The 21,901-nt window shown below is 66.0% G+C and carries 21 protein-coding genes; 14 read left to right on the top strand and 7 right to left on the bottom strand.

Features of this window, described 5'->3' with window-relative positions:
* Positions 1-30: 30 nt before the first annotated feature.
* Together HV766_RS18475 and rpoN are read right to left on the bottom strand one after the other, a co-directional pair.
* Positions 31-312: a (2Fe-2S)-binding protein gene (locus HV766_RS18475; protein ID WP_054455575.1), complete on the bottom strand. Its 282-nt coding sequence runs from the start codon at positions 310-312 to the stop codon at positions 31-33.
* 133 nt (positions 313-445) lie between these two features.
* Positions 446-1,873 carry an RNA polymerase factor sigma-54 gene (gene rpoN, locus HV766_RS18470; RefSeq protein WP_441294103.1) on the bottom strand — a complete coding sequence of 476 codons (1,428 nt, stop codon included), beginning with the start codon at positions 1,871-1,873 and terminating at the stop codon, positions 446-448.
* Positions 1,874-1,889: 16 nt separating this feature from the next.
* Between rpoN and HV766_RS18465 the strand changes: the two genes are divergently transcribed.
* Together HV766_RS18465 and leuA are read left to right on the top strand one after the other, a co-directional pair.
* A complete protein-coding gene (locus tag HV766_RS18465; protein WP_119449845.1) occupies positions 1,890-2,507 on the top strand; it encodes a hypothetical protein in 618 nt (205 codons plus the stop codon).
* Between the two features lie 525 nt (positions 2,508-3,032).
* Positions 3,033-4,745 carry a 2-isopropylmalate synthase gene (gene leuA / locus HV766_RS18460; protein ID WP_175181660.1) on the top strand — a complete coding sequence of 571 codons (1,713 nt, stop codon included), beginning with the start codon at positions 3,033-3,035 and terminating at the stop codon, positions 4,743-4,745.
* 66 nt (positions 4,746-4,811) lie between these two features.
* Here the strand turns inward: leuA and HV766_RS18455 are convergent, their stop codons facing one another.
* Positions 4,812-6,140 (bottom strand): amidase, encoded by a 1,329-nt coding sequence (locus tag HV766_RS18455; protein WP_054455583.1) that lies wholly within the window; start codon positions 6,138-6,140, stop codon positions 4,812-4,814.
* A gap of 315 nt (positions 6,141-6,455) precedes the next feature.
* Here HV766_RS18455 and HV766_RS18450 point away from each other — a divergent pair, with 315 nt between their 5' ends.
* From HV766_RS18450 to HV766_RS18425, 6 genes are all read left to right on the top strand, one after another.
* Entirely contained in the window at positions 6,456-7,469 is a 1,014-nt protein-coding gene (locus tag HV766_RS18450; protein WP_088143668.1) for a LacI family DNA-binding transcriptional regulator, read from the top strand.
* Between the two features lie 38 nt (positions 7,470-7,507).
* A complete protein-coding gene (locus HV766_RS18445; protein WP_175181659.1) occupies positions 7,508-8,305 on the top strand; it encodes a phosphodiesterase in 798 nt (265 codons plus the stop codon).
* A 116-nt stretch (positions 8,306-8,421) separates the two neighbouring features.
* Positions 8,422-9,477, top strand: coding sequence for an ABC transporter ATP-binding protein (locus HV766_RS18440; protein WP_175181658.1), 1,056 nt, complete (start codon positions 8,422-8,424; stop codon positions 9,475-9,477).
* Between the two features lie 27 nt (positions 9,478-9,504).
* Positions 9,505-10,800 carry an ABC transporter substrate-binding protein gene (locus HV766_RS18435; RefSeq protein WP_054455591.1) on the top strand — a complete coding sequence of 432 codons (1,296 nt, stop codon included), beginning with the start codon at positions 9,505-9,507 and terminating at the stop codon, positions 10,798-10,800.
* Positions 10,801-10,814: 14 nt separating this feature from the next.
* Positions 10,815-11,690 (top strand): carbohydrate ABC transporter permease, encoded by an 876-nt coding sequence (locus tag HV766_RS18430; RefSeq protein WP_054455593.1) that lies wholly within the window; start codon positions 10,815-10,817, stop codon positions 11,688-11,690.
* Complete coding sequence (locus HV766_RS18425; protein WP_042795754.1) at positions 11,687-12,487, top strand: carbohydrate ABC transporter permease; 801 nt, start codon at positions 11,687-11,689, stop codon at positions 12,485-12,487. The genes HV766_RS18430 and HV766_RS18425 overlap by 4 nt, the downstream gene beginning before the upstream one ends.
* 75 nt (positions 12,488-12,562) lie before the next feature.
* On the opposite strand, the gene HV766_RS18420 is transcribed toward HV766_RS18425, so the two are convergent.
* Positions 12,563-12,880, bottom strand: coding sequence for a hypothetical protein (locus tag HV766_RS18420; RefSeq protein ID WP_054455595.1), 318 nt, complete (start codon positions 12,878-12,880; stop codon positions 12,563-12,565).
* An 89-nt stretch (positions 12,881-12,969) separates the two neighbouring features.
* Complete coding sequence (locus tag HV766_RS18415) at positions 12,970-13,317, bottom strand: DUF1840 domain-containing protein (protein ID WP_054455597.1); 348 nt, start codon at positions 13,315-13,317, stop codon at positions 12,970-12,972.
* 321 nt (positions 13,318-13,638) lie between these two features.
* Here HV766_RS18415 and argS point away from each other — a divergent pair, with 321 nt between their 5' ends.
* The 5 genes from argS to HV766_RS18390 all read left to right on the top strand — a co-directional run bounded on the left by argS (position 13,639) and on the right by HV766_RS18390 (position 19,098).
* On the top strand, positions 13,639-15,321 hold the full coding sequence (gene argS / locus HV766_RS18410; protein WP_175181657.1) for an arginine--tRNA ligase: 1,683 nt from the start codon (positions 13,639-13,641) through the stop codon (positions 15,319-15,321).
* Positions 15,322-15,330: 9 nt separating this feature from the next.
* Entirely contained in the window at positions 15,331-16,083 is a 753-nt protein-coding gene (locus tag HV766_RS18405; RefSeq protein ID WP_175181656.1) for an SPOR domain-containing protein, read from the top strand.
* An 81-nt stretch (positions 16,084-16,164) separates the two neighbouring features.
* A complete protein-coding gene (locus HV766_RS18400) occupies positions 16,165-16,794 on the top strand; it encodes a thiol:disulfide interchange protein DsbA/DsbL (protein ID WP_054455603.1) in 630 nt (209 codons plus the stop codon).
* A gap of 136 nt (positions 16,795-16,930) precedes the next feature.
* A complete protein-coding gene (locus tag HV766_RS18395; RefSeq protein WP_119449842.1) occupies positions 16,931-18,142 on the top strand; it encodes an ABC transporter substrate-binding protein in 1,212 nt (403 codons plus the stop codon).
* A complete protein-coding gene (locus tag HV766_RS18390) occupies positions 18,121-19,098 on the top strand; it encodes an alpha/beta hydrolase (RefSeq protein ID WP_175181655.1) in 978 nt (325 codons plus the stop codon). Before HV766_RS18395 ends, HV766_RS18390 begins: the two co-directional genes overlap by 22 nt.
* 21 nt (positions 19,099-19,119) lie before the next feature.
* On the opposite strand, the gene metC is transcribed toward HV766_RS18390, so the two are convergent.
* Entirely contained in the window at positions 19,120-20,313 is a 1,194-nt protein-coding gene (gene metC, locus HV766_RS18385; RefSeq protein ID WP_166738306.1) for a cystathionine beta-lyase, read from the bottom strand.
* Between the two features lie 82 nt (positions 20,314-20,395).
* Positions 20,396-21,121 (bottom strand): nitroreductase, encoded by a 726-nt coding sequence (locus tag HV766_RS18380; RefSeq protein WP_054455609.1) that lies wholly within the window; start codon positions 21,119-21,121, stop codon positions 20,396-20,398.
* A 134-nt stretch (positions 21,122-21,255) separates the two neighbouring features.
* On the opposite strand from HV766_RS18380, the gene HV766_RS18375 reads away from it, so the two are divergent.
* Positions 21,256-21,882 carry a LysE family translocator gene (locus tag HV766_RS18375; RefSeq protein WP_054455611.1) on the top strand — a complete coding sequence of 209 codons (627 nt, stop codon included), beginning with the start codon at positions 21,256-21,258 and terminating at the stop codon, positions 21,880-21,882.
* The last annotated feature ends 19 nt before the right edge of the window (positions 21,883-21,901 follow it).

Raw genomic sequence — 21,901 nt, 5'->3', positions numbered from 1 at the left:
CGGCAGCGAGCCGGTAAGAGACGACCATCCTCAGGCGATGGCGACCAGGGGAATCGGGAAGCTGCTGTTGGCAGCAGGCGCGCCCGACTCGACCAGAGCGGCCGGAGGATTGACCGGAACGGCTATGGAACGCACGTCGCATACGCTGGAACAGCGTCCGCCCGGCAGGTATTCGGTCGCGGTAGCCGCGCAGCAGCCGCAGCACGTGGCCACGCCCAGCTCGAATTGCAGGTCGGAAAGCGTCGTCGCACCCGCGTCCACGCTGGCGCGGACTTGGCGTTCGGTGATGGCATTACATACGCAAATGTACATGAGAATAATTATCGAAAATTATTCCGCTACTGACAAGCCCCGCATGCAAATAAATTTGCAACCAAAGTGTCACGCAAGTCTTTGAAATTAGGGACGAATTTTCATAACCCCGTCCCTCATTTCATGACCCGGGTCAGCGGGCTGCCGCCTGCGCCTTGCGCAACGCCGCCGGGGCTATCCGCAGCGCTTCGCGGTACTTTGCCACCGTCCTTCGGGCGATGACTATCCCCTGATCGGCCAGCTTTTGCATGATCTGGCTGTCAGACAAAGGCTTGGCCCGGTTCTCTTCGGCCACCATCTGGCGGATGAAAGTCTGCACTGCCGTGGCCGAGGTGGCATCCCCGCCGTCCGTCGAAACCCCCGTGCCGAAGAAGCGCTTGAGTTCAAGCGTGCCAAACGGAGTGAGCATGTACTTCTGTGTTGTGGCCCGTGAAATGGTGGATTCATGCAAACCGAGCTCGCCGGCGATGTCCTTCAGGATGAGCGGCCGCATGGCGGCCGGCCCCTGGCTGAAGAAGGCCGTCTGGTGCTGCACGATGGCCTGGGCCACCCGCAGGATGGTGTCGAAGCGCTGTTCCACGTTGCGGATCATCCAACGGGCCTGCTGCAGCTGCGATTGCAGGCCCGCATGCGCGGATTCCTTCTGGTTGCCCAGCATCTGGGCGTACAGCCCGTTGATCTGCAGCTTGGGCACGGCGGCGCTGTTGAGGGTGACCTGCCAGCCGCCGCGCGTCTTGCGTACGATGACGTCCGGCACCGCGTAATCGGCCGCGGGCACGGTCCAGGCACGCCCCGGGCGGGGCTCCAGGCGCAGGATCAGGGCATGGGCGGAGCGGAACGTGGCTTCGTCGCAGCCCACGGCCGCGCACAGGCGCGCGGCGTTTCCCGTCGCCAGCAAGGCCAGGTGCTGCGCGCAGATCTGGCGCGCGCAAGCCAGGACCGCGGCATTCGCGGCTTCAGGCAGTCGATCCAGATCCGGGTTGCGTAGCTGCAACAGCAGGCATTCCGCCATGTCGCGCGCGCCTATGCCGGGCGGATCGAAAGACTGCAAAAGCGACAAGGCCGCCTTCAGCTCGTCGATGTCCGGTTCCAGTTCGGGCGGCAACCAGTCCAGGATTTCCTCCAGCGGTGATCCCAGGTAGCCGTTTTCGTCCAGCTCGTCGATCAGAAGACCGGCGAGCGCGGCGTCGCGCGGCGCGGCGCGCGTCAACATCAGTTGGCCCAGCAGGTGCTCGCGCAGCGTATCCGGCCGAGCGGCCTCGGGCCGGCTGGAGTCTTCGTCGGGGTAGACCCCGCCCGAACCCGGCATTTCATCCACCGGCGAGTCGCGTTCGGCGGCGGGCTCGTCATCCTGCACCGAGGACTCGCGGTCGGACTCGGCCGGCGCCTCGGCCGACGGCGCTTCGTCCTGCCGCTCCAAGAGCGGGTTCTCCGCCAGCACTTGCGAAATCTCGGCTTCGAGGTCGAGCGTGGACAGCTGCAACAATCGGATCGATTGCTGCAGTTGTGGCGTCAGCGTCAAATGCTGACCTGGTCGCAGTTCTAAAATTGGACGGGTCATAGGTACAATATTTTGCATGATGAATCTGACTTCGCCCGCAAGCGTCCGCCAGGACTGCCGCCTCATTGGCCAGACCCTGCTCAAACTGGCGCTTCCCCGACTCGTAATGCGTGCGATCGTCATCGCCGTCGCTGTGGTCATCTGGTATCTCGCCGCCAACTGGATACTGAATTTCGGCCGCACCGTGAACTACGAGTTCCTGCATTCCCTGGGGCAGCCGACCGTGGACATGGTGCAGAAGGTCAACCCCTACATCTGGTGGGTGGTGGCCGGCATCTGGACCCTGATCGTGTTCTTCACGCTGCGCGCCTGGCTGTCCGCCAGCCTGGCTTCCGGCAGCGCCACCCCGGTCGAAACCAGCGTGCTGGCCGACCTGGCGCCCAACCTGACCGAAGAAACGCTGGGCGTGCTGCGCTGGACCTGGGGCGATCGCCAGGAGCCCTTCACGGTGGGCGATCTGCGCCGCTCCCTGTCTGAAATCCGCCACAACCGCGCCGGCAAGATCGCCATGGTCGCGGAACAGGCCCGCATCCTGGAGCCGTCCGACCGCCAGCCGCGCGATCCGCGCGACGAGGTCCGCCGCGAAGCACGCAGCGAACGCTACGTGGAACCGCGCATCGGCCCGGCCCGGTAAGCCCGTCCGTCCTCCCTCCATTGCCATAGCAGGCCGCCGACAGGCGGCCTGTTTTTTTGCTTCAGCCGTACGCCTGGCCTGGCAACCCCATAGCGTGCCTCCCGCCCCCGTCCAACCTCGTTTTGCCGAATATTCTTCAGCAAAATGCGTTGCCACCGGCATATATTTCACCTCAACACAAAAGAGTGTTCAGTTGCGCATTCGGCAAAAATGTGTTTGACTAGCAACCTATGGCCGCTCACCGCACCCCCTTCGCGATTGCCACCGGACGCTACGACGCTCCGGTTGCCGGCCTGCGCGCTCGTTTCTCCTCCTACGCGCTATCGCTATACCTACCGATCGGTTGCCGGGCCTAGTGTCCCCGTGGTAGCTCGGCAACCACGCTTGCCACACGCGATTTCCCCCTTTTATCTCTGAATCCTGCCGGTCAATCACGGCAAATCCTGGCGCAAGACCGCAATCCGGTCGCGCAGCCGCCTAGGGAAGCATTCCCGGGATTCAAAAGAAACCGATCGAGGTGTAGTAATGATGCTTGCCAACCCCGCCACCAAATACGTCCCCTTCGCGCCCTTTACCCGCGACTTTTCCGAACGCACCTGGCCCAGCCGCCGCATCACCAAGGCGCCGATCTGGATGAGCACGGACCTGCGTGACGGCAACCAGGCCCTGATCGAGCCGATGAGCGTCGAGCGCAAGCTCCGCTTCTTCGAACAGCTGGTGAAGATCGGCTTCAAGGAAATCGAAGTGGGCTTCCCGTCCGCTTCGCAGACCGACTTCGATTTCGTGCGCAAGCTCATCAACGAAAAGCGCATTCCTGACGACGTCACCATCATCGTGCTGACCCAGTCGCGCGAAGACCTGATCAGCCGCACGGTGGAATCCGCCGCCGGCGCCAAGCAAGCCATCGTCCACCTGTACAACGCCTGCGCCCCGGCGTTCCGCAAGGTCGTGTTCAACATGAGCAAGGACGAAATCAAGAACATCGCCACCACCGGCACGCGCCTGGTGAAGCAGTACATGGCGCAGCACCCGGAAACGCAATGGCGCTACCAGTACTCGCCCGAAGTCTTCAGCACCACCGAACCCGAGTTCGCGCTGGAAGTCTCCAACGCCGTGGCCGACGTATGGCAGCCCACTCCCGAGTGCAAGATGGTGCTGAACCTGCCCGCCACCATCGAGGCCACCAGCCCCAATCTGTACGCCGACCAGATCGAATGGATGCACAAGAACCTGGCGCGCCGCGACAGCATCGTGCTCAGCGTGCACCCGCACAATGACCGCGGCACCGCCGTGGCCGCCGCCGAATTCGCCGTGATGGCCGGCGCCGACCGCATCGAAGGCTGCCTCTTCGGCAGCGGCGAGCGCACCGGCAACGTCGACCTCGTCACCCTGGCCTTGAACCTCTACACGCAGGGCGTGCATCCGGGGCTGGACTTCTCGGACATCGACGAAGTGCGCCGCTGCGCCGAGTACTGCAACCAGTTGCCCGTTCACCCGCGCCACCCGTACGCGGGCGACCTGGTCTTCACCGCGTTCTCGGGCTCACACCAGGATGCCATCAAGAAGGGCTTTGCCCAGCAACAGGCCGACGCCGTCTGGGAAGTGCCTTACTTGCCGATCGACCCGGCCGACCTCGGCCGCAGCTACGACGCCGTCATCCGCGTGAACAGCCAGTCGGGCAAGGGCGGCGTGTCGTACCTGCTGGAACAGGAACACGGCCTGGTGTTGCCGCGCCGCCTGCAGATCGAATTCAGCCGCGCCATCCAGCGCGTCACCGACGAAACCGGCCGCGAAGTCACGGCCGACGACGTGCACACCATCTTCAACCGCGAATACCTCGAGCAGAAGTCGCCGTGGAAGCTGGTGCGCCACCGCATCGACGGCAATCCGTCGGCAGGCGAAGGCCAGCACTTCAGCATCGAAGCTGAATTGGAATACAACGGCGAACGCCGCATCGTGACGGGCAAGGGCGACGGCGCCATCTCGGCCTTCGTAGCCGCGCTGGACGTGCCCGTGCGCATCATGGACTACCACGAGCACGCCATTGGCACCGGCACCGACACGCGCGCCGCGTCCTATGTCGAACTGCGCGTCGGCGAATCCAGCACGGGCTTTGGCGTGGGCATCGACCGCGACATCGTGACGGCTTCCTTCCAGGCCGTGCTGAGCGCCGTCAACCGCCACATCAATGCCGGCGCCGTGACCGCAACCGAGCAAGAAACCGCCGAAACCGCGTGATCCGCAATCCGGCGTAAAAAAAGCCAGCCTTATCGGGCTGGCTTTTTCTTTGGACGCGCGCCGCGCTTATCCGCGTGGCCAGATGTCGGCCGCGCCGATATCTGGCGCGGTGGCCGCAAGGAGCCGCTGATGGACCCAAGCGGCGATTGCCAGCGTGCGGTGGTCGCTATAGCGCGCGCCGACCAGCTGCAACCCGACGGGCAAGCCCTGCGGGCCGGTGGCGAAGGGCAGGCTGAGGGAAGGATGGCCGAATACCGTCCACGCGCGCGAGAACTGCGGATCGCCCGTACCCAGGTCCGCGAACGGCGCCTCGCCGCTGGCGCTGGGCGCAAGCAGCACGTCGTACTTGTCGAACCACGTGTCCACGCGCGCGCGCGACTCGGCGACGCGCATCAGGTTCTTCTGGTGTTCTTCAGCGGTGATGCGCGAGCCCGCTTCCAGGATGGCCTGGATCTTGGGACTGAGCTGCGCCGCATGCTCCAGGCGCTCGTAGGCCAGCGCCTGCGAAGCTTCAAACGCCATGATGTCCGCATGCAGCTGCACCAGAACGCAATGCTCGGGCGGCAGCGGCAATTCTTCGACCACGGCGCCGGCGCGCGACAGGATGGCCGCGGCCTGCGCGTAGGCTTCCTTGGTTTCGGGCAGCGCATGCCGCCATTGCAGGCTGCGGTACATGCCGATACGCGGCTTGCCGTCATAGGCCAGATCAAGCATGCGCGGATCGCGCATCAGGACGGAAGCAAACAATGCCACGTCCGGCACCGAACGCGCGAAACCGCCGATGGTGTCCAGGGACTCCGCCAGGCTTTTGACGCCCGCGCGGGAAATGCTGCCAAAGGTGGGTTTGAAGCCCACGATGCCGCAATAGGAAGCAGGGCGGATGATGGAAGCCGCGGTCTGCGTACCCAATGCGAAGGGCACCATGTCGTCGGCCACCGCCGCGGCCGAACCGCTGGACGAACCGCCGGGCGAGTAGGCTTCGTTGCGAGGATTGCGCGTGGGGCCTGCCAAATAGGTGGCGAATTCAGTCGTCACGGTCTTGCCGACGACGATCGCGCCTGCGCCCCGGCACAGCGCCACCGAGGCCGCGTCCAGGCCCGGATGGTGGCGTTCATAGATGGGCGAGCCATAGCGCGTGGGCAGGTCGACGGTGTCGAACAGGTCCTTCACGCCCATGGGCAGGCCATGCAGCACGCCGCGCAGCGCGCCGCGGTCCAATTCCTGCGCGCGATCCAGCGCGGCCTGCTTTTGCAGCGCGGTCCAGGCGTGGATGGTGCTTTCGCGTTGCTCGATGCGCGCAAAGCATGCGCGCACCAATTGCTCTGCAGTCAATTCGCGCCGTTGCAGCTTGCGCGCGGCTTCCAGCGCGCCAAGTCTGTTCAAGGCAGTAGACATGGTCCTTTCCTCTTTACCGGTACCGCGCGTGTCGCACGGCAGCTAAATACGCACCCGGTCCCCTTTGACCGAGGATCCGCCTTTATGCGCGGCATATTGCCGCGCAGTTCGGATGGACCGACTCCAGCCATTGTGCGCGCTGCGTCAATTGGGATAAACACCGAAAAAGCCGCTTTTTCCCGGGGAAATCGCATGCCGCGCCATGGCAATTTATTGTTGCGTCGGCATCAGCATAGCGCAAACCCGTGCAATACAAAGGTCATATTTGTCGAGTAATATGAAATCGTTTTCACGAATCTCGGCAGCACTCCCGCCATGGCCTCGCGCTCGTCGCCCCGCTTTTCCATCATTGAAGTGGCCCGCAAGGCCGGGGTCTCCCCGGCAACGGTTTCGCGCGCGTTCAACCAGCCCGAGATCGTTCATCCCGACACGCTCGCACATATCCGCAACGTCGCCAAGCGCGCGGGCTTCCGGCCCAATCGCGTGGGCCGCAGCCTGCGTTCAGGCAGCACGCGCACCATCGGCCTGATACTGCCCACGCTATCCAATCCCGTGTTCGCCGAGTGCTTCGAAGGCGCGGAACGGCGCGCGCGGGAATCGGGCTACAGCGTCATGCTGACCGCCACAGGCTACGATCCTGCGGTGGAATCCGCCGCGGTCCAGGGCCTGATGGACCATCAGGTCGACGGCCTGATCCTGACGGTCGCCGACGCCGCCAAAAGCGCCACGCTGGATGACCTGGACCATGCCGGCATACCCTACGTGCTGGTCTACAACGAGTCCGGTGCCCATCCCTTCGCGTCGGTCGACAATCGCGCCGCCGCCAGCGACATGGTGGCCCACCTGGCCGCGCTGGGCCATCGCCGCATCGCGCTGGTCACGGGCCCGCTGACTGCATCGGACCGCGCCCGCCGCCGGCTGACGGGCGCGCGCGCCTGCGCCAAGCGCCTGGGCCTGGACGACATCCAGCACATCTCCATGAGTTCGCACACGGGCAGCGACCTGGATGCCCTGAAGGCTGCGCTGCGCGGCAAGCAGGCGCCCACCGCCTTGTTCTGTTCCAACGACCTGCTGGCCACGGCCGTCATCGCGGACCTGGTGGGCCTGGGGCTATCCGTGCCCGCCGATATCTCGGTGTGCGGCTTCGACGGCATGCGCTTTGGCGCCTTGCTGACGCCGCCCCTGACCACCGTAGCCCAGCCCAGCGACGGCATTGGCGAGACGGCCTGCTCGAACCTGCTGGCGCAGATCCAGGGCCAACCGCCGCATTCGGACCGCCTGCCGCACTGCATCGTCGTAGGCGGCACCGCCGCGCCGGTGCGCCGCTGAGGTCTTTTCCTACAACACTATTCTTCGGTACATGCGTCATGCTCATCGCACAAATCACCGACCTGCACATGCGCACCCCGGGCGACAAGGCCTACGGCATCATCGATCCGGCGGCGTTCCTGGCGCCCGCGGTGCGCGCGCTCAATGCCCTGACCCCGCGCCCCGACTGCGTCCTTATCACGGGCGATCTGACTGACCTGGGCCGCCCGCACGAATACCAAGTTCTGCGCGACCACTTGCAGGCGCTGGAGATTCCGTATTTCCTGCTGCCCGGCAACCACGACGACCGCGCCCAGCTGCGCGCGGCCTTCCCCGACCACGGCTATCTGCAAGGCGAAAGCCCGTTCATCCAATACGCCATCGAGACCTATCCGTTGCGCATGCTGGCGCTGGACACGGTGGTGCCCATGAAGAGCCATGGCGAACTCTGCCAGGACCGCCTGGACTGGCTGGCCGCGCGCCTGGCCGAACAGCCCGACCGGCCCACGTTGGTTCTGATGCACCATCCGCCTTTCCTGACGGGCATCGAACATATGGACGCCATTGGCCTGCTGGCTGGCGCGCCCGAGCTCGAACGCATCGTGGCGCGCTTTCCCAACGTGGAGCGCGTGCTTTGCGGCCACCTGCACCGCACGATCTTCCAGCGCTTCGGCGGCACCATCGCGTCCACCTGTCCAGGCACCGCGCATCAGCTTGCGCTGGAACTGGGGCCGCGGCCGACGCTGCAATACATCATGGAACCGCCGGGTTATCAGTTGCATTGGTGGCAAGGCAAGAACCTGGTCACGCACCACGCGGTCATTGGGGAATACCCCGGCCCGTACCCCTTTGCCTGAGGCCCTAGACTACGAAAGTTTGTCCTGCCATACATCCGTCATGTTTGCGCTGCACAATGAAAAGGTTTTCATAACAGGCAACAATGCGGATCTAACTATTAGATCTTCGAGACAGCATGTCATCCATCGTTCTGGATAATCTCACCAAACAATATGGCAACGCCGCCGCGATCCATGGGGTGAGCTTCACGGTTCCCGCCGGCAGCTTCACGGTCCTGCTTGGCCCGTCCGGCTGCGGCAAATCCACCACCTTGCGCATGATTGCCGGGCTGGACACGCCGACCTCTGGCACCATCCACATCGGCGACCGCGACGTCACCCAGCTGCCGCCTGCCAAGCGCCGCATCTCGATGGTGTTCCAGTCGTACGCCCTGTTTCCGCACCTGTCGGTGCGCGAGAACATCCTGTTCGGTCTCAAGGTGCGCAAGGAGCCCGCGCGCGACTACGACCGCCGCCTGCAACGCGTGGCTGGCCTCTTGGGCCTGAACCATCTGCTGGACCGCAAGCCCTCGCAATTGTCGGGCGGCCAGCAGCAGCGCGTGGCGCTGGGCCGCGCCGTGATCTCCGAAGCGCCGGTGTGCCTGATGGACGAACCGCTGTCCAACCTGGACGCGCAGCTGCGCCATGAAATGCGCCGCGAGATCCGCGCCTTGCAGCAAGACCTGGGCATCACCATGGTCTACGTGACGCACGACCAGACCGAAGCCATGAGCATGGCCGATCAGGTAGTGCTGCTGCGCGGCGGCAAGATTGAACAGCACGACACGCCCGACGGCCTGTATGCGCGGCCCGCCACCGAATTCGCCGCGCGCTTCATCGGCACGCCGCCCATGAACCTGATCGGCCTGAGCTCCGCGCAGGGCGCCACCATCATCGCCGGCACGCAGAGCCGCGCCATCGCCGGCGCTCCCGCGGGCGCCGTGAAGCTGGGCGTGCGTCCCGAACACATCCGCATCGACGCCAACGGCGTTCCCGCCACCGTGGAAAGCGTGGAGTACTTCGGCGCGGACTCCATCGTGGTCTGCCGCGTGGGCGACACCAGCGGCGTGGCCGTGCGCGTGGGCGGTCACTTGCGCGCCGGCACGGGCGAAACACTGGGCCTGTCCTGGCAGGACGGCCAGCAGCACTTCTTTGCCGCCGATTCGGCGGTCATCAACTCCGCTGGCCGCTAGGGCCCGTACACAGGAAAGGAAACCAACATGCGTCGCATCGTACTGAAAACCCTGGCCGCCAGCCTGGCCGCCGCCTGCCTGTCGCTGCCTGCGCAGGCGCAGAACAAGCCCGTCGAGGTGGAGTTCTATTACCCCGTCGCGGTCGGCGGCCCGATCACCAAGATCGTCGACGACATGGTGGCGGATTTCCAGAAGGAAAATCCCGACATCAAGATCAAGCCGATCTACGCGGGCTCCTACCAGGACTCCATCGCCAAGGCGCTGACCGCGCTCAAGGGCGGCACGCCGCCGCAGCTGGCGGTGCTGCTGTCCACCGACATGTTCACGCTGATCGACGAGGACGCCATCGTCCCGATCGACAGCCTGGCCAAGAGCGACGCCGACAAGAAGTGGCTGGGCGGCTTCTATGACGCCTTCATGCAGAACAGCCGCACCGGCGGCCATACCTGGGGCGTGCCGTTCCAGCGTTCGACCATCGTCATGTACTACAACAAGGACCTGTTCAAGGCCGCGGGGCTGGATCCCGAGCGCGCGCCGGCGACCTGGGCCGAACTGGTCGAATACGGCAAGAAGCTGACCAAGCAGGACGCCTCCGGCAATACCACGCAGTGGGGCATCGAGATCCCCTCGGGCGGCGCCTTCGCCTACTGGCTGTTCCAGGCGCTGACCACGCCCAACGGCGCGATCCTGATGAACGAGGCCGGCAACGAGGTCTACCTGGACAAGCCCGCGGTGGTGGAAGCCGCGCAGTTCTGGCGCGACCTCTCGGCCAAGCACAAGATCATGCCGACCGGCACCATCGACTGGGGCACCACGCCCAAGGACTTCCTGGAAAAGAAGGCCGCCATGGTCTGGACCACGACAGGCAACCTGACCAACATCCGCAAGAACGCGGACTTCCCGTTCGGCGTGGCCATGATGCCGCAGCAAAAGCGCGGCGGCAGCCCGACCGGCGGCGGCAACTTCTATATCTTCAAGAGCGGCACGCCGGCGCAGCAGCAGGCCGCGCTGAAGTTCGCGCAATGGGTCACCACGCCCGAGCGCGCCGCCGACTGGAGCATCGCCACGGGCTACGTGGCCGTAACCCCGGCCGCCTGGCAGACCGAAAAGATGAAGAAGTACGCGCAGGAAGTGCCGGCCGCCGCGGTCGCGCGCGACCAGCTGGAAGTCAGCGTGGCGGAGTTCTCCACGCATGAAAACCAGCGCGTCACCAAGACCCTGAACGACGCCCTGCAGGCGGCCCTGACCGGTTCCAAGACGCCGCAACAGGCCCTGACCGACGCGCAACGCGAGGCCGACCGCATACTGCGTCCCTACAAGTAAAGCCGACAAGCACGATGAGCCGCTCTTTAAACGCGCTTTATGGCTGGCTGCTGTTGCTGCCAGCCATCGTGCTGCTCGCCGCCTTCACGCACTACCCGGCGGTGGCGACGCTATGGCACAGCTTTTTCTCCACCCCCAAGGGCGCGCGCCCCGCGCGCTTCGTGGGGCTGGACAATTACGCCGTCATGCTCGACGACCCGGTGTTCTGGCAGTCGCTGTGGAACAACCTGTGGTTCGCGCTGGGCACCATCCCCACGTCCATCGGCATCGCGCTGATCATGGCGCTATGGGTCAACCGCAACCTGAGCGGTCGCGGTTTCCTGCGCATGGCCTACTTCACGCCCACGGTGCTGCCCATGGTTGCGGTGGCCAACATCTGGCTGTTCTTCTACACGCCGCAGTACGGGCTGATCGCCCAGGTGATGCAGCTGTTCGGCTCGCCAGGCCCCAACTGGCTGGGCAACCGCGAGACCGCGCTGCCCGCGCTGATGCTGGTGACGGTCTGGAAGGAGTCCGGCTTCTTCATGATCTTCTACCTGGCCGCCCTGCAGACAGTATCGCCGTCGCTGCGCGAGGCCGCGATGCTGGAAGGCGCGTCGCGCTGGCAGTACTTCCGCCGCATCCTGTGGCCGCTGCTGATGCCCACCACCCTCTTCGTGCTGATCAATGCCCTGATCAACGCGTTCCGGCTGGTGGACCACGTCGTGGTCATGACGCGCGGCGGGCCGGATAACGCCAGCACGCTGCTGCTGTACTACATCTACCAGGTGGGTTTCAGTTTCTGGGACACGGCTTACGCCGCCACGCTGACCGTCGTGTTGCTGGTGGTGCTGGCGCTGACCGCGCTGGTCAAGTTCCGCTGGCTGGACCGCAGGACGCACTATCAATGAAAGACAAGCTCGATACCCTGGGCGCCTGGGCGCTCGGCCTGCTGTGGATCCTGCCCCTGGCCTATGCCATGTGGGCGGCGTTCCATCCGCCCGCCTACGCAACCCGCTTCGACCTGTTCGCCCCGCTGACGCTGGACAACTTCGTGCGCGCCTGGCACGCGGCGCCGTTCCCGCGTTATTTCCTCAATACCTTCCTGCTGGTCACCATGGTGCTGGCGGCGCAACTGGTGCTGTCGACGCTGGCCGGCTACGCCTTCGCGCGCTTCGAGTTCCGCGGCCGTGATTTCGTCTTCATGCTGGTGCTGCTGCAGCTGATGATCATGCCGGACGTGCTGCTGGTGGAAAACTACCGCTCCATGAGCCAGCTGGGCATCCGCGACACGGTGTTCGCCATCGGCCTGCCTTACTTTGCATCCGCCTTCGGCATCTTCCTGCTGCGCCAGACCTTCAAGACGGTGCCGCGCGAACTGGAAGAAGCCGCGCGCATGGAAGGCGCCAACGCGCTTCAGGTGCTTTGGAAGGTTTATGTGCCGCTGGCCAAGCCGATCTACGTGGCCTACGGGCTGGTATCGGTCAGCCACCACTGGAACAACTTCCTGTGGCCGCTGATCATCACCAACTCGGTCGAATCGCGGCCGCTGACGGTGGGCCTGCAGGTGTTCTCGTCCACCGACCAGGGCATCGACTGGTCGGTCATCACGGCCGCAACGCTGATGTCGGCGGCGCCGCTCCTGATCGCCTTCCTGCTGTTCCAACGGCAGTTCGTGCAATCTTTCATGCGGGCTGGCATCCGCTAGTCCCGCCTGCGGGACCGGCTCAAATGAAAACTGCCCCTACGGGGGCAGTTTTGCTTGGAGATGAGGCCGGGTCGCTCAGTAACCTACCGTCAGCCCCGGCAAATCCACCGTGATGCGCGGGCGTTCCAGCGCCAGCGCCAGGTGCTCCGCGAACTCGCGAGCCTCTTTTTCGTCGGTGGACAGGGTGTCGTAGCCCAGCGCGTCGGCCACGCCCAGCACCTTGTCCAGCAGCAGGACCTTGCCGCTGGGACGCAGCGGTTCGCAACCCAGCGTTTCCCAGGCGCTGTCGAACCAGTCGCGCGCATCGCTCTGGCGCTGCGGCGAGGGCTCGACGCTGGCCGAGAGGTCAAGCGAACGGCGGGAGTCGAAAACGATGGTGATGTCGCTGCGCATGTCAGGGTTCCTTGGGGTGGCGTCAGGCGAGTAGGGTAGGCAAAAAACGCCGCGCAGATTGTCCGCCCGGCGACATTGGGCTCGCCGGCTTACCAGCCGCGCGACACCTCCCAGGTGACTTCGGCGTTTGCCGCCAAGGACTGGCGCATCATGTCCAGCAGGGGAAAGGCGCGTTCCTTCAGGCCCACCATGCGGGCCATGGGCGAGGCCGGGGCCTTGTCCTCGTCTTCTTCCTCGGAGCCGTCATGGGCGCTCTGGTATTCGTCGATCGCGCGCTCGATGCCGCTGATGGCCGGCCCCAGCTGCTCGACGGTGAAAACGCCGCGCTCCGGGATCTTGTCCTTGAAGGACTTGCCGGCCGCCAGCAGCAGCGCGCCGGCATGGTCGGTCAGCATCAGAACCTCGGCCACGACCTTGGAATGAAAGGTGATCAGCATATTCCAGTCTCCCACATTGATTACTTACATACACTACCGCAACACCAGGGGGCTGCCAACTGGCCCGGGGCAGCAGGCCCGATGGACCGGCCCCATCCGTCCCCCCGGACCTGCCGCCGCCGCGTCCGCGCCCCTGGCGCAGGCCGGTCCGATGGCCAAATCAAGCTATGATTCAGGAGATTCCCGTGACAGCGGGACCTGACGCGGCCATGAATCCGGCGCGCGCGGTCCGCCCGGCTACGCCGCCCCTGTCCGCTCCGCCCGACAGGTCCGGCCTGTGCGGGCGCGTCCGTCACTAACTCAGAACTTCTCCAGACGCCCATGCTCCTCGAGCAACAAAAACAGCTTATCTCCCTGATCCAGGCCGCCGTCGCGCAAAGCCTGCCCGACGCCGTGGCAAATGTGCTGCTGGAGCGCCCCAAGGTCGCCGCCCACGGCGACGTCGCCACCAACGTGGCCATGCAGCTGGCCAAGCCGGCCCGCCGCAACCCGCGCGAACTGGCCCAGGCCATCGTCGACGCCCTGATGGCGCAACCCGGCGCCGCCAGCCTGATCGAGTCCGCTGAAATCGCCGGCCCCGGCTTCATCAACCTGCGCATCACCGCCGCCGCGCGCCAGGCCGTCATCGCCGCCGTGGCCGAGCAGGGGGCCGCCTTCGGCCGCGCGCCGCGCAACGGCGAGAAGATCCTGGTCGAATTCGTGTCGGCCAACCCCACCGGCCCGCTGCACGTGGGCCATGCCCGCCAGGCCGCACTGGGCGATGCCATCTGCCGCCTGTATGACGCCATCGGCTGGGACGTCACCCGCGAGTTCTATTACAACGACGCCGGCAACCAGATCCAGAACCTGGCCATCAGCGTGCAGGCCCGCGCCCGCGGCCTGACGACCGATTCCCCCGAGTGGCCCGCCGACGGCTACAAGGGCGACTACATCGCCGACATCGCGCGCGACTTCCAGGCCGGCGCGACCGTCCACTCCGATGGCGTGGACGTCACCGCCACGGGCAACGTCGACAACCTGGACGACATCCGCGTCTTCGCCGTGGCCTATCTGCGCCGCGAACAGGACCTGGACCTGCAGGCCTTCGGCCTGGCATTCGACAATTACTACCTGGAAAGCTCGCTCTACACCTCCGGCCGCGTCGAAGCGACCGTCAAGGCGCTGATCGCCGGCGGCCACACCTACGAGGAAGGTGGCGCGCTGTGGCTGCGCACCACCGAACTGGGCACGGGTGACGACAAAGACCGCGTCATGCGCAAAAGCGAAGGCGGCTACACCTACTTCGTGCCGGACGTGGCCTACCACAAGGCCAAATGGGAGCGGGGCTTCCATCGCGCCGTGAACATCCAGGGCAGCGACCACCACGGCACCGTGGCGCGCGTGCGCGCCGGCCTGCAGGCGCTGGAAGAGGGCATCCCCAAGGAATACCCGGCCTACGTGCTGCACAAGATGGTCAAGGTCATGCGCGGCGGCGAAGAGGTCAAGATCTCCAAGCGCGCCGGCAGCTACGTGACCATGCGCGACCTGATCGACTGGGTGGGCCGCGACGCGGTGCGCTACTTCCTGATCCAGCGCCGCGCCGACACGGAATTCGTGTTCGACGTGGACCTGGCGCTGTCCAAGAGCGACGAGAACCCCGTTTATTACATCCAGTACGCGCACGCCCGCATCTGCTCGGTCATCAACAACGCCGCCATGCCGGCCGCCGACGTGGCCCAGGCCGACGCGGCGCTGCTGACCGCGCCGACCGAATTCGCGCTGATGCAGCGCCTGGCCGAATTCCCCAACGTGGTGGCGCTGGCGGCGCAGGAACTGTCGCCGCACCACATCGCCTTCTGGCTGCGCGACTGCGCCTCGGATTTCCACGCCTGGTACAACGCCGAGCGCGTGCTGGTCGACGACACGGCCCTGAAGCTGGCCCGCCTGCGCCTGGCCTCGACCACGCGCCAGGTGCTGGCCAACGGGCTGGAGCTGATGGGCGTATCGGCGCCCGAGCGGATGTAACATCGGTTCATGGCAACCAAGCGCAAAACCACCCGCCGTTCCTCCGGCGAAAGCGGCAGCACCCTGTACGGCGCGCTGGCCGGCTTGCTCATCGGCCTGATCGTGGCCGCCGTCGTCGCCTTCTACGTCACCAAGGCGCCAGTGCCCTTCGTCGACCGGGCCAGCCGCCAGGGCGACAACGGCAAGCTGCCGGATCCGCGCCAGGCGCCGGACCCCAACGCCGGCCTGTACGGCCGCGACGGCGGCGCCGGCACGCCGTCCACCGGCCCGACCGCCACAGCGCCCGCGCCGCTGCCTGGAGCCGGTACCGGCCAGACCACGGGTCCCACCGCCTCCAAGGGCGACGACACCCCCGCCAAGCTGGACGACCTGGGCGCGCTGATCGCCACCCTGCCTACGTCCAAGGCGCCCGCCGCGGCTTCGGCCGCGCCGTCCGCCGCCCCCAGCCAGGCGCCCACGCCTATCTCCAAGGCCGCCCCCGCCGCTGCGCCCGCGCCGGCTCCCAAGCCGGCCGCCACCGCCTCCGCGGCCAACGGCACGTATTACCTGCAGGCCGGCGCCTTCCGGGGCGAGAACGACGCGGAGTCCCTCAAGGCCCGCATCATCCTGCTGGGCCTGCCGGTGGCGGTGCAAAAGGCCGAAGTGAACGGCAAGCCCATCAACCGGGTCAGGGTGGGGCCCTTTGCCCGCCTGGACGACATGAACCGGGCGCGCGGCCGCCTGGGCGAGAACAAGATCGAAACCGCGGTGGTGCGCCAGTAATGTGGGCCGCCGCGCGCGCAAGCATTGAACTTATCCGGCCCCGGGCCTGTCTGTAACTTTTTACTCAGGAACCTCTCATCCATGCTGTCCCCCAAGATAATCCGCATCCTGGCCGCGGCCGCGCTGACCGCCACGGCATTCTTCAGCCCGGCAAGCCACGCGCAAGGCACGCAGCAGTCCATCGCCATCAATCCGCCGCTGCCGTCGGACACCCCGGGCAAGATCGAGGTCCTGGAATTCTTCGCCTACACCTGCCCGCACTGCGCCGCCATGGAGCCCATGGTTGAAGACTGGGCCAAGACCGCGCCGCCGGACGTGGTGCTCAAGCAGGTTCCGATCGCGTTCAACGCCGGCATGAAGCCGTTGCAGCAGCTCTATTACACGCTGCTCGCCCTGGACCGCCCGGATCTGCACCCCAAGGTCTTTGCCGCCATCCACGGCGAGCACAAGCGCCTGTTCGACAAGAAGGCGATGGGCGAATGGATCGCCACGCAGGGCGTGGACCGCGAGAAGTTCGACTCGGTCTTCGATTCGTTCAGCGTGCAGACGCAGGTGCAGCGCGCCACCCAGCTGGCCGACGCCTACCGCATCGACGGCACTCCGTCGTTCGCCGTCGGCGGCAAGTTCATGACCTCGCCGGTAATGGCGGGCAACAGCTACGAAGGCGCGCTGAAGGAAGTGACCCGCTTGATCCCGCTGGCGCGCAACTGATACTTTCCAGCCGGAATCCCGAACGCCCCGAGCCTGCCGGCCGGGGCGTTTTTCTTTGCGGTTCCCGCCCGAGCCCGCGCTACACTTTCCGCACAACAAATCGCCGCAACAGCGGCACACAATGGGTGGAAGACAAATGAAGCAGCGATTCCCGCGCAAACGCGCGATGCTGGGCCTGTGCCTGGCGCTGGCCGCCGGCCTGGCGCAAGCCAACGAAACCGACGGCGTGAAGATCGGCGTACTCACGGACATGGCGGGCGTCACCGCCGACGCCACCGGCCGCGGCTCGGTCGAAGCCGCCCGCCTGGCCATCGAGGAAATGGGCGGCACCCTGCTGGGCAAGCCGATTTCGCTGGTCTCGGGCGACCACCAGCACCGGCCCGACATCGGCAGCGGCATGGCGCGCAAGTGGTACGACACCGACGGCGTGGACGTGATCGTGGACGTGCCCAACTCGTCGGTCGCGCTGGCGGTGCAGGGCATCGCGCGCGACAAGAAGAAACTGGTGCTGTTCTCCAGTCCTGGCACCACCGCGCTGACCCAGGCGCAGTGCTCGCCCTACGGCGTGCAATGGACCTACACCACCTACGCGTTGTCGCGCGGCACCGCGACCGCCGTGGTCAACGAGGGCAACAAGCGCTGGTTCATCCTGGCGTCCGACTACGCCTTTGGCAAGCAGCTGGCGGCCGACACCGAGGCCGTGGTCAAGGCCAACGGCGGCGAGGTCGTCGGCACCGTCTACCACCCGCTGAACGCGTCGGACTTCGCATCCTTCCTGTTGCAGGCGCAGGCCTCCAAGGCGCAGATCATCGCCATCGCCAACGCGGGCGGCGACACCATCTCGGCCATCAAGCAGGCCGCGGAATTCGGCATCGGCGGCGCGCAGCAGCTGGCGGCCATGCTGCTGCTGATCACCGACGTGCACAGCCTGGGCCTGCAAGCCGCGCAGAAAACCTACCTGACCGTGCCGTCCTACTGGGACATGAACGACGGCACGCGCGCCTTCGCCAAGAAGTTCGAGGCCCGCGTGGGGCGTCCGCCCACCTTCCTGCAGGCAGGCGTCTACGGCTCGGTGCGCCATTACCTGCAAGCCGTGAAGGCGGCAGGCACGGTGGACGCCGATGCCGTCATGGCAAAGATGAAATCGCTGCCCATCGACGACCCGTTCAGCCTGAACGCGCGCATCCGCGAAGACGGCCTGGTGGTGCGCGACATGATGCTGGCACAGGTCAAGACGCCGGCGCAGTCCAAGGCGCCCTGGGACTACTACAACATCGTGCGCAACATTCCTGGCGCGGCGCTGGCCTGGCCCTTGTCGGAAAGCCAATGCCCTCTGGTCAAGCCATGACGCAAGCGCCGCCCGAGGCAGTGGCCCTGGCCGACTTCGGCAGCTTCTACGCGGGCGGGCGGCAGGTGCGTATCGACGGCCTGCCGCAGCGCGAGATCGCCTTCACGCAGAGCGCATCGCTGGCGTATGACGCCAACGGCCTGTATCACTTCGAGCAGGCCTACGTGCAGTACTTCATCCCGGCGCGCCTGGCGCATCCGCTGCCCATCGTGCTGCTGCATGGCGGCGGCATGACGGGCGCGATGTGGGAGCAGACGCCCGACGGCAGGCCCGGCTGGATGCAGCACTTTCTTCGGCAGGGACATGCGGTGTACGTCGTGGACAACGTCGAGCGTGGCCGCGCAGGCTGGGCCCCGTTCACACAGGTTTGGCCCGAGCCGCCCATCATCCGCAATGCCGAGGAAAGCTGGACGCTGTTCCGCTTCGGCCGCGCCGAAGACTACGCGGCGCGAAGCGCGTTCGAAGGGCAGCGCTTTCCGGTCGCCGCGTTCGACGAATTCATCCGCCACGCGGTACCGCGCTGGCTGGGCAATAACGATGCGGCCCTACGGGGATTCTGCGCGGTGCTCGACCGCGTCGGACCTTGCCTGGTGATGGCGCACAGCCACGGCGGCGAAGTCGCCTACCGCGCGCTGCATGCGCGGCCGGACCTGGTGCGCGGCGTCATCGGCATCGAACCCTCGGGCTACTCGTCCGAGGTAACGGCCCAAGCCGTGGCGGACAAGCCCTTTCTGTTCGTCTATGGCGACTACCTGGACGCGACGCCGCTTTGGGAAAAGCTGTGCGCCACCGGCCAGGCCTATGCCGATGAGCTGGCGCGCCAAGGCGCCCGCGTACAAACCTGGCGCCTGGCCGACATGGGCATTGCCGGCAATTCGCACATGCCCATGATGGACGACAACAGCGACGACATCGCCGCGCGCATCGGCGCGTGGATACGTAGCGCGGCCGCCTGAGGCCCCCGCGCCTTGCGTCGTTCAGCCCTGGACGGCCGCGGCTTTTTCCAGCGCCTGGGTCAGGTCGGCAATGATGTCGTCCGGCGATTCCAGGCCGATATGCAGCCGCACCAGGGCGTTGTCGCCTTCGCCCCAGTAGCGGTGCTTGGCCAGGTCCTTGCCCGACACCAGCTGCACCAGGCTTTCGTAGCCGCCCCAGGAAAAACCGATGCCGAAAAGCGTCAGTGAATCCACGAACACGCGCGCCGCCGCCGGCGACAGGCGCAGCTCGACGGACAGCATGCCATTGGAGCCGGTGCAATCGCGCTGCCACAGGGCGTGGCCGGGATCCTGCGGCCAGGCCGGGTGGAACAGGCGCACGGTCTCGGGACGGCTCTTGAAGAACTCGCACACCTGCAAGGCATGGCGCGCATGCTGGGCCATGCGGATGGGCATGGTGCGCACGCCGCGCAAGGCCAGCCAGGCGTCGTCCGCGCTGATCGAATAGCCCATGGCGTACTGCGTGCGGTTGAGCTTGCGGGCTATCTGTTCGTCATTGGTGACGACGGCGCCCAGCATCAGGTCCGAATGCCCGCCCACGTACTTGGTGCCGGCGATGACAGACACCTGCGCGCCCAGCGTCAGCGGACGGTAGATGTAGCCCGAACCCCAGGTGTTGTCGGTGGCCAGCACCAGCCCGTGGCTCTGCGCGAAAGCGGCCATGGCGCCCATGTCCAGCATCTCGAACAACAGCGATCCCGGCGACTCCACGTACAGCAGCTTGGTGTTGGGACGCACCAGCGCGTCGAGATCCTCGCCAGCCGCGAAGTAGGTGATCTCGATGTTCATGCGCTTGAGCACCGCGTCGTCGAGTTCGCGCATCGGACCATAGACGCAGTCCGAGATCAGTGCGTGGTCGCCGGCCGAGCACAGGGCCATCATGACCATGGTCATCGCCGACAGGCCCGAGGACGCCAGGTAGCAATGCGTACCGCCTTCGAGCTGGGTGAAGACTTCTTCCAGCGCCGCATGCGTGTCCATGCCCATGCGCCCGTAGGTGGAGGCGCGGCCGCCTGCCGCCTTGTCGCGCTGGGCCTTTTCAAGCGCGGCGAGGTTCTCGAAGCGCACCGTGCTGGCCCGCATCGGCGGCAGGGGCACCGGCGCCGTGCCGGTTTCAGGGTTGAACGGGGCGGTGCCTGCGTGCTGCAGAAGCGTATCGATGTGTTTGGTGGGCATCTTCAGTGGACGGCTTGCGTATGGACAGGGGCGGAATAAAAGCGATCAGGATGAACCATATCAGGCCAGGCGCAGCCTGTCCCTATTCGCCGATCCAGGTAACGGTTTCGGATTGCGGGGCGCGGCTGGTGCGATAGCTGTTGGCGGGGTGCGCCGTGTCGGCATAACCGAAGGAAATGCCGCAGACCACGCGGCGGTCCGCGGCGATGCCGAGTTCCTCGCGCAGCACTTCCGGGTACATGGCCAGGGATGCCTGGGCGACGGTCGCCACGCCATTGGCCTGGGCCGCCAGCAGGAAATTGGCCACATAGCCGCCGCAATCCATCGCGCCGTATTCGCCCAGCGCCTCGTCGGTGGTGATGATGGCCACATGCGGCGCATCGAACAGCTGGAAATTGCGCATTTCCTGGCGGCGGTATGCCTCGCGGTCGCCGCGCGCCACGCCGACCGCGCCATACAGCTGGAAGCCTGATTCGCGCCGACGGGCCAGGTACTCGCCCTGATACTCGCGCGGAAACGGAAAATCCGGCGTAAAGCCAGACTGTTCCGCGCGGCGTTGCAGCGCGTCGCGCAAGCGTTCCGTACCCGCGCCTTCCGTGATCGTCACCTGCCAGGGCTGGCAGTTGCACCAGGACGCGGCGCGCTGCGCCAGATCCAGGATGCGCTCGATGGTGCCGCGCCCGACCGGTTCGGGCAGGAAGGCGCGGCAGCTGTGGCGCGCATGCAGCCACGCCTCGAGCGCGGCATCGGGGCGTGCGTCGGCGGCCTGCAAGGGCTGCGGGGAATGCGGCATGGCGGATGGTGGCATGGCGGTTGTCTCTCCTGATCGGGTCGCACACGCCCCGCCAGGGACGCATGCGGCATGCATGATGGGCACGTCTTTCCCTTTATGATGCCACTTCCGGCCTTCCGAAGCCGGTCGAACCGTTCCAGGCGAACCCCATGCTGCCCATCGACACCCTGATCGCATTCTTCGGCATTGCCGTCCTGCTGGCCCTGACTCCAGGGCCGGACAACCTGTTCGTGCTGATGCAATCCGCCATCTGGGGACGCAAGGCCGGCATGTTCGTGGTGCTGGGGCTGTGCACGGGGCTGCTGGGGCATACGGCCGCCGTGGCCGTTGGGCTGGCGGCCGTGTTCGCGGCCTCGCCCATGGCCTTCACCGTGCTGAAGCTTGCGGGCGCCGCCTACCTGGCCTATCTGGCATGGCAGATCCTGCGCGCGCCGGTCGAACCCGAGGACGGCAAGCGCCCCGAACCCATGAAGCCCGGTGCGCTGTATCGCCGCGGCATCGTGATGAACCTGACCAATCCCAAGGTCCTGCTGTTCTTCTTCGCCTTCCTGCCGCAGTTCACCTCACCGGCGCTGGGCCGCGTGGGCTTGCAGACCATGCAGCTGGGCGCGGTGTTCATGGTGTCCACGCTGCTGGTGTTCGGCGCCATCGCGTTCTTCTCGGGCGCGTTCGGGGAACTGCTGCAGCGTTCGGTGACGGCCAAGCGCTGGTTGAACCGGATCGCCGCGCTGGTGTTTGTCGGGTTGGCCGTGCGGCTGGCGACCGCCTCGCGTTGAAGAGGCGGCGAAAACCCTT

The organism is Achromobacter aegrifaciens (assembly GCF_902859735.1).
In the GTDB taxonomy this organism is placed as follows: Bacteria; Pseudomonadota; Gammaproteobacteria; order Burkholderiales; family Burkholderiaceae_B; genus Achromobacter; species Achromobacter aegrifaciens.
This window is presented reverse-complemented; position numbering and strand designations above follow the sequence as displayed.